Origin of the sequence: Microbacterium sp. bgisy189, assembly GCF_965345345.1 — a bacterium.
GTDB lineage: Bacteria > Actinomycetota > Actinomycetes > Actinomycetales > Microbacteriaceae > Microbacterium.
This window is the reverse complement of sequence record NZ_CBDRMZ010000008.1, coordinates 77,632-92,503: the sequence shown is the minus strand read 5'-3', so window position 1 is coordinate 92,503 and position 14,872 is coordinate 77,632. Positions and strand designations below refer to the sequence as shown.

The window sequence follows — 14,872 nt, the reverse complement described above, 5'->3', positions numbered from 1 at the left end:
GGGGGTGAAGTGTCCGAACAACGACGAGTGCTGTCCGGGCGCTACCGTGTCGACGAACTCGTCGGCCGGGGCGGTATGGCCAGCGTCCACCGCGGCCACGACCTGACCCTCGGGCGGCCGGTCGCGATCAAGCTGCTCAAGCGCGAGCTCGCCGAGAACGACACCTTCCGCACGCGGTTCCGCCTCGAGGCGCAGGCGGCCTCGCGCATGTCGCATCCGACGATCGTCCGCGTCTACGACGCGGGTGAAGACACCGAGACCGACCCGGACGGGTCGACGCATCCGGTGCCGTACATCGTGATGGAGCTCGTCCAGGGGCGGCTCCTGAAAGACATCGTCGACGCGGGCCCGCTCTCCACAGCGGATGCCGTGCGCTACACCGACGGCATCCTCGAGGCGCTCGAGTATTCGCACCGCGCCGGCGTCGTGCACCGCGACATCAAGCCCGGCAACGTCATGATCACCGAGGCCGGGCAGGTCAAGGTGATGGACTTCGGCATCGCCCGTGCCGTCTCCGACTCGTCGTCGACGGTCGCCGAGACCACGACGATCCTCGGCACGGCGTCGTACTTCTCGCCCGAGCAGGCCAAGGGTGAGCCGGTCGATGCGCGCGCCGACCTGTACTCGACCGGCGTCGTGCTGTTCGAGTTGCTCACGGGGCAGCCGCCGTTCCGCGGTGACAGCCCGGTCGCCGTCGCCTACCAGCACGTGAGCGAAGCGCCGACGGCACCGTCGGAGGTCACCGACACCGTCTCGCGCGGGCTCGACGCCGTCGTGCTGCGCGCGCTCGCGAAGGATCCGTTCCAGCGCTACCAGGATGCCGCGTCGTTCCGTGAGGCGCTCGATGCCGCCGTCGACGGCAAGGCGCCCAGCAAGCGTCAGGTCGGTGCGCTCACCAGCGAGCTCTACGGCGCCGACCCGCGGCAGGCGGCCGAGACCGCGCGGTCGCTGCGGCAGCTCTCGACCGACACGACGATGCGACGCACGCAGTCGGGACCCCCGGTGTCGTGGATCTGGACGGGTGTCGTCGTGCTGGCGGCGCTGCTGATCTCGGTGTTCATCTGGGTGATCTCCATCCGGCCCACCGACGGCATCAACCCGAACGCGCGAGAGGTACCCGACCTCGTCGACACGTCGTGGGAGCGCGCTGAAGACCGACTCGCCGAGCTCGACCTCGTCGCCCGCAAGATCGAAGAGGCGAGTGCTGAGATCAATGAGGGCAACGTCATCCGCACCCAGCCCGAGGCGGGAACCACGGTCACGCCCGATCAAGAGATCCGCGTGTACGTCTCGACGGGGCAGCAGATGGCGACGGTGCCGAACCTGTCGACCATGACCCGCGATGAGGCGGTCGAAGCCCTCGAGAAGGCAGGGTTGCAGTTCGGGACGGAACGGCGACGCAGCGACCCCGACACCGCGGCCGACATGGTCATGGATGCCAGCGCCGGGGGCTCGTCGGTCACAGACGGGTCTGAGTTGCCCCTCGGTACACGCGTCGATCTGGTGGTCGCCACGGGAACCGTGACGGTTCGTGACTTCACCAAGACGAGCACGCTGGCGTCGGCGATCGAAGAGCTCGAGTCCGACCGGTTGCAGTTGACGGTCGTCCGTGAAGAAGACCCCGATTGCCCGGCCGCAGACCCCGAGATCGTGATCGCTCAGGACAAGGTCGGCGAGGTGCCGATCCACTCCGACGTGACCCTCACGGTGTGCACGGGCGCCGCCGACGGCTGAGTCATTCCGAGCGGTGCGGATGCAGGGCGCTGCCGCGATCGGCCGCACCCCGGCATCCGAGTGATTCGAGCCAATTGCCGAGCAGGCGGTACCCGCCCTCGGTGAGCACGCTCTCTGGGTGGAACTGCACGCCGTGCGCCGGTGCGTCACGGTGCGAGAGGGCCATCACGGTGCCCGACCCGGTGCGGGCCGTGACGGTCAGCTCCGGCGGCAGGGTGGCCGCGTCGACGGTGAGCGAGTGATAGCGGGTCGCGACCATCGGATCCGGTAGGCCGTCGAACAGCCCGGCGCCGTCGTGGTGCACCTCACTGGTCATGCCGTGCATGAGTTCGGGCGCGTGCACGATGTCGCCGCCGAGCGCGGCCGCGAGCGCCTGGTGGCCGAGGCAGACGCCGAGCAGCGGGGTGCGTGCGGCGAGCGCGGCACGGACGACGTCGATGGACGCACCGGCATCCTGCGGGGTGCCGGGCCCGGGTGAGACGAGCACGCCGTCATAGCCCGAGATCGCCGCGGCCGCACCGGCAGGATCGATCTCGTCCGCCTCGACCATGTCGACGGCGGTGCCCAGTTCGACCAAGTAGCCGGCGAGGGTGTGCACGAAGCTGTCGCGGTTGTCGACGACGAGCACACGCGTGGATGCCGGGGTCATCCGCCGATCGTCGCATCCTGCGGGGTGATGATCTCGGACACCCACGGGAACACCCACACGAACAGTCCGTAGACGGCCGCCGCGACCAGCGCGAGCAGGATGACCAGCCGCACCCACCAGGGTCCGGGGAGCACATGCCACAGTGCGGCGTACATCAGGCGGGCGCTCCTTCTGCGGCGGGGGCGGCTTCGACGGGCGCCGACAGCACGGCGGGTGCACCGTCGGCGCGGGGGGTGAACTCGTCGAACAGCGCGTACGCGATGATCCGCTCGAGCATGTTGAGCTTGGGCGCGCAGCTCGTGAGGGTGAGGTAGCGCCCTTCGCCCTCGACGCCGGCGCGCTGCGGCACCGGCAGCAGGACGTCGGTCTGGGTGTCCTGCACATACTCGAGGGTGCGGAAGCGGTAGGTGTACCAACCGTCCTTGGTCTCGATGACGATCGCGTCGCCGACGACGAGACGGTCGATCGGGTCGAAGGGCGCACCCGATGTCCACCGGTGTGCCGCATACGCGGTGTTGCCGACGGCCCCGGGCATCGCCGTGTCGGCGTAGTGGCCGATCATGCCCTCGTCGAGGATGTCGTCACGCGTGACGCCCGAGGCGATGCGGAACTTCCAGTCCGACCCGAACCGGGGCACGTACATCACGCCGAACTGGTCACCGTGCGACGCGTCGCCCATGACGGGGATGACGACCGGTTCGGCCGGGTCGACGGGAGCCATCATGGGCGGGGCGCTGGGCTCAGCCCACGACTGGGCGAGCGCCTCGGCTTCGGCGTGCTCCCGGGCGCCGGCGATCGCGTCGCCGATCCACAACTGCCACGCGACGAACAACAGGGCGACGACGCCGACGGTGATGAGGAGTTCGCCCAGCACGCCGATGATCGAGACCCGGCGACGACTGCCGCCGCGCTCGCCCCTTCGATCCGCCGCGAGTGCCACACGGGGATTCTATGTCGACGGGATTCGGGCGCGCAGACCGTTAGAATCTCCCCATGGCACGTTCTGGCAATGACGACGAACCGATCGTCGAGCGCACCGACAGCGAGCAGGCTCCCAACCCGGTGTGGTTCAAGCCGATCATGCTCGGACTCATGCTCATCGGACTCGTCTGGGTCATCGTCTTCTACCTGACGAACCAGCAGTACCCGATCCCCGGCATCGCCGGCTGGAACCTCGCGATCGGCTTCGGCATCGCGTTCATCGGATTCCTCATGACCACGCGCTGGCGCTAGCCGCCCGCAGACACACGAAAGGCCGAGATCCTGCGGGATCTCGGCCTTTTCCACATGTGGACGGGGTGTGAATTACACCGGTGTGATTCATCCCCATCTGTGGATGAATCTGTGGATAACTTTCGTCAGCGGTACACGACGACGGGGATGACGAGCAGTGCGCACAGGCCGACAGCCACCGCGATCAGCAACCACAGCTGCGTGCGCTGCTGCCGCTGCGCACGGGTGCGCGCGAAGATGAAGCCCACGAGCGCGCCGACCAGGCCGCCGCCGATGTGCGCCTGCCACGAGATGCCCGAACCGGGCAGGAACGTGATCACCAGGTTCAGGCCCAGCAGGACCGCGATCGCGGTGACGTTCGCGCCGAGGTGCCGGCCGATCACGAACATCGCACCCAGCAGGCCCCAGACCGCGCCCGATGCGCCGACGACCCAGGTGCCCGGCGCGAGGAGCGCCACCAGCACCGACCCGCCGAGCGCACTGAGCAGATAGAGCGCGAGAAAGCGGAGTCGGCCGAGCAGCGGCTCGAGGCTGCGGCCGAGCGCCCACAGCGCGAGCATGTTCAGGGCGACGTGCCAGATGCTCGCGTGCACCAGCGTCACCGTCAGCAGGCGCCACGGCTGGAAGGCCACATCGGGGAACAGGAACCCGCTGTTGAAGGCGAGCCACCATTCCACGGTCGCCCCGAAGCCGGGGATGAGGGTGATCAGATAGACGAGCGAGGTCAGCGCCACGAGCCCGTACGTCATGAGGGGTCGCGAGTCGGTCGCGAGCGCCCGCACGGCACTGCGCCCGGGCGAGCGCCTCGGCATCCGAGTGACGGGTGCGACGTTCGCCTGTTGCTCACGCAGGCACTCGGGGCAGATCACCCCGACGGGCATCTGGGTCTGGCACTCGGGGCAGATGGTGCGCAGGCACCGCTGACACAGCACGAAGCTCTGCCGCTCCGGGTGCCGGTAGCAGAAGTTGTCCGGGTTGCTCCCGAAGTCGGCAGAGCTCACGTGATCTGGTGCGCCGGTCAGGCGGCGGCGATGTCGACCGAGGTCAGCACGACCGGCTCGATCGGGCGGTCACCGGCAGCGGTGGGCACGGCGCTGATCGCGTCGACGACAGCGCGCGAGGCGTCGTCTGCCACCTCGCCGAAGATCGTGTGCTTGCCCTGCAGCCACGGAGTCGGGTCGGTCGTGATGAAGAACTGCGAGCCGTTGGTGCCCTCGGGCTGGCCGGTGATCGCGTTGCGGCGAAGGCCGGCGTTGGCCATGGCGAGGATGTAGGGCTGGTTGAAGTTCAGTTCGGGGCTGATCTCGTCGTTGAACGTGTAGCCCGGGCCGCCCACGCCCTGACCGAGGGGGTCGCCGCCCTGGATCATGAAGCCGGGGATGATGCGGTGGAAGATGACGTCGGTGTACAGCGGGCCCTCACCGGGCTGGCCGGTGGCGGGGTGGGTCCACGAGCCCGAACCGTCGGAGAGTCCGACGAAGTTCTGCACCGTCTTGGGTGCCTGGTCTCCGAAGAGGTTGACGACGATGTCGCCGTGGTTGGTGTGGAGCGTCGCGACAGCGGTGTGAATCGGCATGCTCACCATTCTCTCACCCACCGCCGCTTCCCCCGCCCGCCCTGTCTGGCAAGATGGGGGAAAACGTCCCCGATCTGGGAGGGTCACCGTGAGCCTCAGCCGCAAGCGCAAGAAGGAACTCCGCAAGCTCCAGGAGCAGGCGAACAAACTGTGGGAGTCGCAGGAGGTGCTGCTCGGCCAGGCCGGTGACGTCGCCCGCGAGGCCGGCCGTCAGTTGGGCAACTACAACCGCGAGCACGTCGTGCCCGCCGTGCAGGGCGGCTACCAGAAGTACGCCGCGCCCTACGTCGACAAGGCCGCTTCGACCTCGACGAGGGTCTACAACCAGAGGGTCGTGCCGGCCGCCGGTGCCGTCATCGGTTCGGCGCTGTCGATCTGGGACGCCGCGAACGACACGCGCGACCGCATCTCGAAGGGTCGCGGCCTCGCGCAGGTCGACATGAACGACTTCGCCAAGCGTGCCGAGAAGCACGCCAAGAAGGCGCAGAAGCTGCTCGCAGCGAAGGCGCCGGCACCGACCGTGAAGAAGCAGGGCATGAGCGCCGGTGGCGTATTGGCTCTCGTCTTCGGCATCGCGGCCGCCGTCGGCGTGCTGTACGCCGCCTGGCAGACGCTTCGTGCCGACGATGAGCTCTGGGTCGCCGACGACCCGCTGCGCGCCCCCGACGCGTGATGAACCCCGACCCGCTCGACCGGGTCCGTGACGCCGCCGCTTCGCGGGGACTGGCGATCGAGCTGCGTGAGCGGCCGGCCGCGAACAGTCTCCCCGAGGCGGCGGCGTTGCTCGGTCTGCAACCGGCAGACATCGTGAAGACCCTCGTGGTCAAGCGCAGTGATGACACGTTCCTGTTCGCGCTGATCCCCGGTGACCGCGCCATCTCGTGGCCGCTGCTGCGCACGGTGGTCGGTGTGAACAAGCTGCAGCTTCCGGCGCCCGAGCTGGCCCTCGCCGCGACCGGATACGAGCGCGGCACCATCGTCCCCATCGGCAGCACGACCGACTGGCCGGTGTTCGCCGACACCTCGATCGTCGGTCGCCGGATCGCGATGGGTGCCGGCGCCCACGGCTACAGTCTCTTCGTGGATGCCGACGAGCTGATCGCCGCCTACGGCGCCACGGTCGCCGAGATCTCCCAGCCCACCGGCTGATCAGCCGAGGTCGGCCATGCGCAGGGCGACGTCGACGAGTTTGACCCGCGACAGCCGCTGCACATGTTCCACGTGGAACCACTCCGCGCGATCGGTCGACCCGTTCTGCTCGTACCGCAGCTTTCCGCCCACGATGTGCGCGCGGTACACGATGCGCAGCGCGTGGAGCGGGACGGCGACATCGCGTTGCAGTCGCCGATTCGCCGGAATGACGAACGAATCGATGCCGAGCAGCTCGTCGACCGCCACCTTGTAGCCGGTCTCTTCGCGCACCTCTCGTCGCACCGCGGCCTCGGGGTCTTCACCGTGCTCGAGCCCACCACCGGGCATCGTCCACGCCGCGCGGCGCCCTTCGTTCCAGTGGGCGAGCAGCAGACGACCGTCATCGTCGGTGACGACCGCGTACGCGGCCACTCGCATATCCATTCCCGCCACCCTAGCGAAGTCGCTCAGCGTGCGGCTGTGGCCGGTGAAGAAGAGATTGTGGAGCCTAGGAGATTCGAACTCCTGACATCCTGCTTGCAAAGCAGGCGCTCTACCAACTGAGCTAAGGCCCCGTGAGGGTGGTGTGGGGCTACCAGGACTTGAACCTGGGACCTCTTCATTATCAGTGAAGCGCTCTAACCGCCTGAGCTATAGCCCCGTGAAGGATCGGCGCCAGCGCCGTCAACCTCCAAGACTTTACCCGACACACGGCGACTTTGGCGAATCCACACGTCCGCCGCGGGAAACTGACATCATGACCCAACCGACGCAGCACCGCGAGCCGCATGACCGGGGAGTGAATCAACGGCTCAACTGGCTCCGCGCGGGGGTCTTGGGAGCCAACGACGGGATCGTCTCGACTGCGGCACTCGTCGTCGGCGTCGCCGGCGCCACCAGTGCGACCGCGGCGATCTTCACCGCTGGAATGGCGGGCCTGGTTGGAGGTGCTGTCTCGATGGCGCTGGGGGAATACGTCTCGGTGTCGAGTCAGCGCGACACCGAGCGCGCGCTCATCGAGAAGGAACGCCGCGAACTGCGAGACATGCCCGCAGCAGAACTCGAGGAGCTCTCCGAGTTGTACCGCGAGCGAGGGCTGTCAGAGAGGACCGCGCGCGCGGTTGCCGAGGAGCTCACGGCGCACGATGCCCTCTCCGCCCACCTCGAGGCGGAACTCGGCATCGATCAGGACGACTTGGTGAGCCCATGGCAGGCAGCCTTGTCTTCAGCCGTCTCCTTCACGATCGGCGCGCTGTTGCCGCTGCTGGCCATCCTGCTGCCACCCGAGCCGTGGCGCATTCCCGTCACCTTCGTCGCCGTGCTGGCGGCACTTGCCGCCACCGGTGCGGTCTCGGCGCATCTCGGTGACGCTCCAAAACTCCGAGCGGCACTGCGACTCGTCATCGGCGGCGCGCTGGCGCTCACGGCCACGCTGCTGCTGGGAACGCTTCTCGGAACGACAGGGATCGGGTGAACTCCTCCTGCGTTGAATGCCTCAGTTCGAGGTGAAGCCGACCAGCAGCCCGCCGGTCACCTTGACCATCATGTTGTAGATTCCGGCGATGACGGCGCCGAGCACCGTGATCACGATGAGGTTCAAGATCGCGACGATCGCGGCGAACGCCATGACCTGCGGCAGGTTCAAGAACTCGTTCAGCGAGAACGTTCCGCTGCTGAACGCCATCACGATCTCATCGAGCTTGCCGAGCAGGTTCGTCGTCTGCAGCACCGTGAAGATGAGGAACACCGACACGACCGTCACGATCGCGAGCGCCACCGCGGTCAGGAACGAGAGCTTCACGGCAGACCAGAAGTCCACGTACACCAGGCGCAGGCGAACCTGCTTCGCGCTGGTCTTGCTCGACGACTTCTTGGCGAGCTTGTCGGCTACCGTGCTCATGACTCGGTTTCACTCTCTTCGGGGGTGGCGGGCGTGGATACATTATCCGGTGCCACCTGAGCGTTGTCAGTGGACTGCCCGGCATTCTCCGCGTCGAGCTGCTCGGCGAGGTTGCGTTCGCTGTTGCGCGCGATGGCGAGGATGCGGTCGTCGGCGTCGGGTCGGGCGAACACGACACCCATCGTGTCACGGCCCTTGGCCGGCACTTCGGTGACGGCCGAGCGGACGACCTTGCCGCCGGCGAGCACCACGAGCACCTCGTCGTTCTCACCCACGATCAGGCCACCGGCGAGCACGCCGCGGTCATCGTTGAGCTTGGCGACCTTGATGCCGAGCCCGCCGCGGCCCTGGATGCGGTACTGGTCGACGGCGGTGCGCTTGGCGTACCCGCCCTCGGTGACGACGAACACGTAGCCCTCATCGGTGACGACGGATGCCGACAGCAGCGCGTCCTCGCCGCGGAACGACATGCCCTTCACGCCCTCGGTCGCACGACCCATCGGGCGCAGTGACGCGTCGTCGGCGGTGAAGCGCAGCGACATGCCGTGGCGCGAGATGAGCAGGATGTCGTCGGTCTCGTCGACCAGCAGTGCCGAGACCAGCTCGTCGCCGCCTTCTTCATCGTCCTGCCCGCGCAGGCGGATCGCGATGATGCCGCCCTGACGGTTGGTGTCGTAGTCGGTGAGCGCCGTCTTCTTGATCTTGCCGTCGCGCGTCGCGAGCACGAGGTAGGTCGCGACCGCGTAGTCGCGGATGTCGAGGATCTGCGCGATGTCTTCGCCGGGCTGCAGCGCGAGGAGGTTCGCGACGTGCTGGCCCTTGGCATCCCGCCCGCCTTCGGGCAGCTCGTACCCCTTGGCGCGGTAGACGCGGCCCTTCGTCGTGAAGAACAGCAGCCAGTGGTGCGTCGTCGTCACGAAGAAGTGCTCGACGATGTCGTCGGCCCGCAGCTGCGCGCCCTTCACACCCTTGCCGCCGCGGTGCTGCGACCGGTAGTTGTCGCTACGCGTGCGCTTGATGTAGCCCCCGCGGGTGACGGTGACGACGACCTCTTCTTCGGGGATGAGGTCTTCCATCGACATGTCGCCGTCGAACCCGTGCAGGATGTGGGTGCGGCGCTCGTCGCCGAACTTGTCGACGATGCCGGTGAGCTCCTCGCGGATGATCTCGCGCTGGCGTCCCTCGTCGGCGAGGATCGCGTTGAGGTCGGCGATCTGCGCCTCGAGCTCGGTGGCCTCGTCGATGATCTTCTGGCGTTCCATCGCGGCCAGGCGACGCAGCTGCATCGCGAGGATCGCGTCGGCCTGGATGTCGTCGATCTCGAGCAGCTGCTTCAGACCCTCTCGCGCCTCGTCGACGGTGGGCGAGCGGCGGATGAGCGCGATGACCTCGTCGAGCGCGTCGAGCGCCTTCAAGTAGCCGCGCAGAATGTGCATGCGCTCTTCGGCCTTGCGCAGACGGTACTGCGTGCGGCGGACGATGACCTCGATCTGGTGCGCGACCCAGTACGAGATGAACCCGTCCAGCGGCAGCGTGCGCGGCACGCCGTCGACGATCGCAAGCATGTTCGCGCCGAAGTTCTCCTGCAGCTGCGTGTGCTTGTACAGGTTGTTCAGCACGACCTTCGCGACCGCGTCGCGCTTGAGCACGATGACCAGGCGCATGCCGGTGCGGTCACTCGTCTCGTCGCGGATGTCGGCGATGCCGGTCAACTTGCCGTCGCGTGCCAGGTCGCGGATCTTCGCCGCGACGTTGTCGGGGTTGACCTGGTACGGCAGCTCGGTGACGACGAGGCAGTTGCGACCCTGGATCTCCTCGACGTTGACGACGGCGCGCATCGTGATCGAGCCGCGCCCGGTGCGGTACGCCTCGCGGATGCCCTTCGTGCCGAGGATCTGGGCGCCGGTGGGGAAGTCGGGCCCGGGGATGCGCTCCATGAGCGCTTCGAGCAGCTCGTCGCGGGTGGCCGTCGGATGCTCCAGCGACCACAGGGCGCCGGCGGCGACCTCGCGCAGGTTGTGCGGCGGAATGTTGGTCGCCATACCGACCGCAATGCCCACCGAACCGTTGACGAGCAGATTCGGGAAGCGGGCCGGCAGGACCGTGGGCTCCTGCGTGCGGCCGTCGTAGTTGTCCTCGAAGTCGACGGTCTCCTCGTCGATGTCGCGGACCATCTCGAGGGCGAGCTGGGCCATCTTCGTCTCGGTGTACCGCGGGGCTGCGGCACCCATGTTGCCGGGCGAACCGAAGTTGCCCTGGCCGTCGGCCAGCGGGTAGCGCAGCGACCACGGCTGCACGAGGCGGACGAGTGCGTCGTAGATCGCGCTGTCACCGTGCGGGTGATACTGACCCATCACCTCGCCGACGACGCGGGCGCACTTCGAGTAACTCTTGTCGGGACGGTAGCCGCCGTCGTACATGCCGAAGATGACACGGCGGTGCACGGGCTTGAGGCCGTCACGCACGTCGGGCAGCGCGCGCCCGACGATGACGCTCATCGCGTAGTCGAGATAGCTGCGCTGCATCTCGACCTGAAGGTCGACCTGGTCGATGTTGCCGTGCGCGTACCCGGCAGTCGGGTCGGGGCGTTCTTCGTCAGTCATTGTGTGCTTTCGGTGATCGAGTGCCGCGCTCGGCGCGGCGTATCGAGATCAGGGTCAGATATCCAGGAACCGCACGTCCTTGGCGTTGCGCTGGATGAATCCGCGCCGCGCCTCGACGTCGTCGCCCATCAGCACCGAGAAGATCTCATCGGCCGCGGCGGCGTCGTCGACGGTGACCTGCTTCAGGGTGCGGGTCGTCGGATCCATCGTGGTCTCCCACAGTTCCTTGGCGTTCATCTCGCCGAGACCCTTGTAGCGCTGCACGCCGTTGTCCTTCGGGATCCGCTTGCCTGCGGCGATGCCGTCGGCGAGCAATGCGTCGCGCTCGCGGTCGCTGTAGACGTACTCGTGCGGCGAGTTCGACCACTTCAGCCGGTACAGCGGCGGCTGCGCGAGGTAGACATAGCCGGCCTCGATGAGCCCCCGCATGTAGCGGAACAGCAGCGTCAGCAGCAGCGTCGTGATGTGCTGACCGTCGACATCGGCATCTGCCATCAGCACGATCTTGTGATAGCGCGCCTTCTCGACGGCGAAGTCCTCGCCGATGCCGGTGCCGAACGCCGAGATCATCGCTTGGATCTCGTTGTTGCCGAGCGCACGGTCGAGCCGCGCCTTCTCGACGTTGAGGATCTTGCCGCGCAGCGACAGGATCGCCTGACGCTCCGGGTCGCGGCCGCTCACGGCCGAGCCGCCGGCCGAGTCGCCCTCGACGAGGAAGATCTCGCTGATCGACGGGTCCTTGCTCGTGCAGTCCTTCAACTTGTCGGGCATGGATGCCGACTCGAACACGCTCTTGCGCCGGGCGGTCTCGCGCGCCTTGCGGGCGGCGAGGCGCGCGGTCGCGGCGTCGATCGCCTTCATGATGACGCGCTTGGCCTGGGCCGGGTTGCGGTCGAGCCAGTCGGTGAGCTGGTCGCCGACGACCTTCTGCACGAACGCCTTCGCCTCGGTGTTGCCGAGCTTCGTCTTGGTCTGACCCTCGAACTGCGGCTCGCTGAGCTTGACCGAGATGACGGCCGTGAGACCCTCGCGGATGTCATCACCGGTGAGGTTGTCGTCCTTCTCCTTGAGCAGGCCCTTCTCACGCGCGTACTTGTTGATGTACGTCGTCATCGCCGCGCGGAAGCCCTCTTCGTGGGTGCCGCCCTCGTGCGTGTTGATCGTGTTCGCGAAGGTGAAGACGTTCTCGGTGTAGCTCGTCGTCCACTGCATCGCCATCTCGAGCGAGATGTGGCGCACGGTGTCTTCGGATTCGACCTCGATGATCTCGTCGTTGACGACCTCGGCCTTGCGTACCTTGTTGAGGTACTCGACGTAGTCGACGAGGCCGCGCTCGTACAGGAACTCGTCGTGCGGCGCGCGATCCTCGCTCGTGCCGTCTTCGAGGTCGACGACGTACACCGACGACGGGCGCAGGTCGCGCAGCGCGATCCGCAGCCCCTTGTTCAAGAATGCCTGTTGCTGGAAGCGGGTGCGCAGGGTGTCGTAGTCGAAGTCGATCGACTCGAAGATCTCGGCATCCGGCCAGAACGTGACCGTCGTGCCCGTCTCGTCACTGGGCTCGCCCTTCGCCAGCGGACCCTCCGGCTTGCCGCCGTCACTGAACGACTGCCGCCACACGTGACCCTGTCGCTTGATCTCGACCTCGAATCGCGTCGACAGCGCGTTCACGACCGACGATCCGACACCGTGCAGACCGCCCGAGACGGCGTAGCCGCCACCGCCGAACTTTCCACCGGCGTGCAGCACCGTGAGCACGACCTCGACGGTCGACTTGGTCGGGTCGGACGCATGCGGGTCGACCGGGATGCCGCGGCCGTAGTCGACGACCTGCAGGCCGCCGTCTTCGAGAATCGTGACCTCGATCGCGTCGTTGTAGCCGGCGAGCGCTTCATCGACGGCGTTGTCGACGATCTCGTAGACCAGGTGGTGCAGGCCACGCTCACCGGTCGAGCCGATATACATGCCGGGGCGCTTCCGAACGGCCTCGAGTCCCTCGAGCACCTGGATGGCGTCGGCACCGTATTCTGCGGGGACCTTTCGGTCCTGCGGCTCGGCCTTCGGGGTGTCGCTGTCGGAAGCGGGAACGCTGTCAGGGGTTTCAGGCGTCATAAGCTCTTCGACCGCTCCAGATTCTGTTGTACGGACTTCACTCAGTCTAGTGGCTGAGGACCGGTCTGCGCCGCTGAAAGGCCCTGTGGCGCGATGAAAGTGTTTCCGAGGCCTCGGGATGTGGGTTACCCGTAGGTATCGCGCGGACCCCGGCCTGGAACGGCTCTGGGACCCCATTTCCATGAGGGGACGTCCGGTCCGATGAAACGCACGTTCTGGACACCCGCGTCCGGGAACCGCTTCATGAGCTCGGTGATGATGGGTGCGCGCATGAGATGGAGGTTCTTCGCCCAGGCCGTCGAGTCGCACTGCACCGTCAGCGTTCCGTCACTCAACGCGACGGGTGTCGCGTGCCGCGCGGTCTCTTCGCCGGCCACGTCCTCCCACTGCAGCACGAGGTCTTCGCGAGCCAATTGCGGGTCCCAACCGGCCTGCTTCGTGAGGTCGGCGAGCACGTCGCCGACGCCGTGCGGGTCGCGCCCCTTCGTGAACGGCTGGTGCTCGTCGTCGTCCCCACGTCGACGACGTTTGCGGCGAGCACGCGCCGACGGCTCGAGACCGCGCAACCGCAGGTACGTCGCGATCGTCTCGGGGTCGGGCGTCGGATCGCTCATGCCTCCGCCTCCACGGCATCCGGCTGCGTGATCGTGCCCGCCTCGACCCGTACCGTGCGCGCACGCAGCCCCTCGGGCACATCGGCCTCGACAGCGGCGGTGACGATGACCTGCTCGAAGTCGGCGACGACGCCGGCCAACCGGGTGCGCCGGTCGGCGTCGAGTTCGGCGAACACGTCATCGAGGATGAGCACCGGGTCGCCGAGCATCGACTGCTCGCGCAGGAGTCGCGCAGATGCCAGGCGCAACGACAGCGCGACCGACCACGATTCGCCGTGCGACGCGTAACCCTTCACCGGCAGCCCGCGCACCCGCAGCAGCAGGTCGTCGCGATGGGGCCCTACGAGCGTGAGCCCCCGATCGAGCTCGGATGCGCGTTTGTCGGCCAACGCCGCACGGAACTGCGACTCCACCGTCTCCCGATCCGGAACGTCACCGACACCGGTCGCGGACTCCGGTGGTTGCGTGCCGGCGCGAAGCGACGGTGTGACTTCCGGTGGTTGCGTGCCGGCGCGACGCGACGGTGTATCGAAACCACCATCCTCAGGATCGGCGCCGCCGATCGACAGCATCCACTCCAACTCCGGCTGGTGATCCGCCCCCGCGATCGCGGTGTACGCCTCGGCGACGGGACGGCCGAGGTCACCCGCGAGCGCAAGCCGGGCACGGATGACTTCGGTGCCGAGCTGCACGAGCTTGTCGTCCCACACCTCGAGGGTCGACAACCCCTCACCGCGCACACCGCGGGCTCGAGCGGACTTCAACAGTGCGGTGCGCTGCTTGAGCACGCGGTCGTAGTCGGCGAGTACGCCGGCCATGCGTGGTGCACGCTGGATCAGCAGCTGGTCGGCGAACCTGCGCCGCGACGACGGATCACCGCGGACGATCTGCAGATCTTCCGGCGCGAAGAGGACGACCGCCGCATACCGGGGCAGTTCGGTCGTCTTCACGGGAGACCCGTTGACGCGCGCCTTGTTGGATCCCGACCGGTTCAACTGCGCTTCGAGCATCACACGGCGTTCACCGTGGGCGAGCCGGGCGCGCACGATCGCGGCATCCGCGCCATCGCGCACCATCGGCGCGTCCTGCGACACCCTGTGCGAGCCGAGCGTCGCGAAATAGCCGATCGCTTCGGCCAGGTTCGTCTTGCCCTGGCCGTTGCGGCCGACGAAGACGTTCGCGCCCGCAACCAGCGACACATCGGCGGCCGCATAGTTGCGGAAGTCGACGAGGCTGAGCTGCTCCACGATCACCGAACCAGCCTAGGCACTCGAACCGACATGCGGGGGTCTGCAGCCCGCACTCGTATCAGTGAGCATC

The 14,872-nt window shown here is 67.5% G+C and carries 16 protein-coding genes and 2 tRNA genes; 5 read left to right on the top strand and 13 right to left on the bottom strand.

Annotation, left to right across the window (positions count from 1 at the left end):
• The first annotated feature begins 9 nt into the window (after positions 1–9).
• Positions 10–1,734, top strand: coding sequence for a Stk1 family PASTA domain-containing Ser/Thr kinase (gene pknB, locus ACSF8R_RS11160; protein ID WP_434811948.1), 1,725 nt, complete (start codon positions 10–12; stop codon positions 1,732–1,734).
• Position 1,735: 1 nt separating this feature from the next.
• Here pknB and ACSF8R_RS11155 read toward each other — a convergent pair whose 3' ends face one another.
• Genes ACSF8R_RS11155 through ACSF8R_RS11145 form a run of 3 tightly spaced genes read right to left on the bottom strand, consistent with a single transcriptional unit; the run spans position 1,736 to position 3,323 of the window.
• Positions 1,736–2,383 (bottom strand): anthranilate synthase component II, encoded by a 648-nt coding sequence (locus tag ACSF8R_RS11155; RefSeq protein WP_434811947.1) that lies wholly within the window; start codon positions 2,381–2,383, stop codon positions 1,736–1,738.
• A complete protein-coding gene (locus ACSF8R_RS11150; RefSeq protein ID WP_434811946.1) occupies positions 2,380–2,538 on the bottom strand; it encodes a hypothetical protein in 159 nt (52 codons plus the stop codon). The genes ACSF8R_RS11155 and ACSF8R_RS11150 overlap by 4 nt, the downstream gene beginning before the upstream one ends.
• Positions 2,538–3,323 carry a class E sortase gene (locus ACSF8R_RS11145; RefSeq protein ID WP_434811945.1) on the bottom strand — a complete coding sequence of 262 codons (786 nt, stop codon included), beginning with the start codon at positions 3,321–3,323 and terminating at the stop codon, positions 2,538–2,540. Before ACSF8R_RS11145 ends, ACSF8R_RS11150 begins: the two co-directional genes overlap by 1 nt.
• Before the next feature lie 53 nt (positions 3,324–3,376).
• Between ACSF8R_RS11145 and ACSF8R_RS11140 the strand changes: the two genes are divergently transcribed.
• Entirely contained in the window at positions 3,377–3,616 is a 240-nt protein-coding gene (locus ACSF8R_RS11140) for a cell division protein CrgA (protein ID WP_434811944.1), read from the top strand.
• A 125-nt stretch (positions 3,617–3,741) separates the two neighbouring features.
• Here ACSF8R_RS11140 and ACSF8R_RS11135 read toward each other — a convergent pair whose 3' ends face one another.
• Positions 3,742–4,617: a rhomboid family intramembrane serine protease gene (locus ACSF8R_RS11135; protein ID WP_434811943.1), complete on the bottom strand. Its 876-nt coding sequence runs from the start codon at positions 4,615–4,617 to the stop codon at positions 3,742–3,744.
• A 17-nt stretch (positions 4,618–4,634) separates the two neighbouring features.
• Positions 4,635–5,192 (bottom strand): peptidylprolyl isomerase, encoded by a 558-nt coding sequence (locus ACSF8R_RS11130; protein ID WP_434811942.1) that lies wholly within the window; start codon positions 5,190–5,192, stop codon positions 4,635–4,637.
• An 88-nt stretch (positions 5,193–5,280) separates the two neighbouring features.
• Between ACSF8R_RS11130 and ACSF8R_RS11125 the strand changes: the two genes are divergently transcribed.
• Entirely contained in the window at positions 5,281–5,865 is a 585-nt protein-coding gene (locus tag ACSF8R_RS11125; protein WP_434811941.1) for a DNA helicase, read from the top strand.
• Entirely contained in the window at positions 5,865–6,341 is a 477-nt protein-coding gene (locus ACSF8R_RS11120; RefSeq protein WP_434811940.1) for an aminoacyl-tRNA deacylase, read from the top strand. The genes ACSF8R_RS11125 and ACSF8R_RS11120 overlap by 1 nt, the downstream gene beginning before the upstream one ends.
• Here the strand turns inward: ACSF8R_RS11120 and ACSF8R_RS11115 are convergent, their stop codons facing one another.
• From ACSF8R_RS11115 to ACSF8R_RS11105, 3 genes are all read right to left on the bottom strand, one after another.
• The gene (locus tag ACSF8R_RS11115) at positions 6,342–6,767 is read right to left on the bottom strand and encodes an NUDIX hydrolase (protein WP_434811939.1); all 426 of its coding nucleotides are present in this window, start codon (positions 6,765–6,767) and stop codon (positions 6,342–6,344) included.
• Between the two features lie 58 nt (positions 6,768–6,825).
• Positions 6,826–6,898 (bottom strand) — tRNA-Ala (locus ACSF8R_RS11110).
• A 12-nt stretch (positions 6,899–6,910) separates the two neighbouring features.
• A tRNA-Ile gene (locus ACSF8R_RS11105) sits at positions 6,911–6,984 on the bottom strand.
• A gap of 96 nt (positions 6,985–7,080) precedes the next feature.
• On the opposite strand from ACSF8R_RS11105, the gene ACSF8R_RS11100 reads away from it, so the two are divergent.
• Positions 7,081–7,797, top strand: a complete 717-nt coding sequence (locus ACSF8R_RS11100) for a VIT1/CCC1 transporter family protein (RefSeq protein WP_434811938.1) — start codon at positions 7,081–7,083, stop codon at positions 7,795–7,797.
• Between the two features lie 21 nt (positions 7,798–7,818).
• Here ACSF8R_RS11100 and ACSF8R_RS11095 read toward each other — a convergent pair whose 3' ends face one another.
• The 5 genes from ACSF8R_RS11095 to recF all read right to left on the bottom strand — a co-directional run bounded on the left by ACSF8R_RS11095 (position 7,819) and on the right by recF (position 14,805).
• Entirely contained in the window at positions 7,819–8,223 is a 405-nt protein-coding gene (locus ACSF8R_RS11095; protein ID WP_434811937.1) for a DUF3566 domain-containing protein, read from the bottom strand.
• Positions 8,220–10,826: a DNA gyrase subunit A gene (gene gyrA, locus ACSF8R_RS11090; protein WP_434811936.1), complete on the bottom strand. Its 2,607-nt coding sequence runs from the start codon at positions 10,824–10,826 to the stop codon at positions 8,220–8,222. Before gyrA ends, ACSF8R_RS11095 begins: the two co-directional genes overlap by 4 nt.
• Before the next feature lie 54 nt (positions 10,827–10,880).
• Positions 10,881–12,938 carry a DNA topoisomerase (ATP-hydrolyzing) subunit B gene (gene gyrB / locus ACSF8R_RS11085; protein WP_434811935.1) on the bottom strand — a complete coding sequence of 686 codons (2,058 nt, stop codon included), beginning with the start codon at positions 12,936–12,938 and terminating at the stop codon, positions 10,881–10,883.
• 125 nt (positions 12,939–13,063) lie between these two features.
• On the bottom strand, positions 13,064–13,552 hold the full coding sequence (locus ACSF8R_RS11080) for a DUF721 domain-containing protein (protein ID WP_434811934.1): 489 nt from the start codon (positions 13,550–13,552) through the stop codon (positions 13,064–13,066).
• Entirely contained in the window at positions 13,549–14,805 is a 1,257-nt protein-coding gene (gene recF, locus ACSF8R_RS11075; protein ID WP_434811933.1) for a DNA replication/repair protein RecF, read from the bottom strand. Before recF ends, ACSF8R_RS11080 begins: the two co-directional genes overlap by 4 nt.
• Between the last annotated feature and the right edge of the window lie 67 nt (positions 14,806–14,872).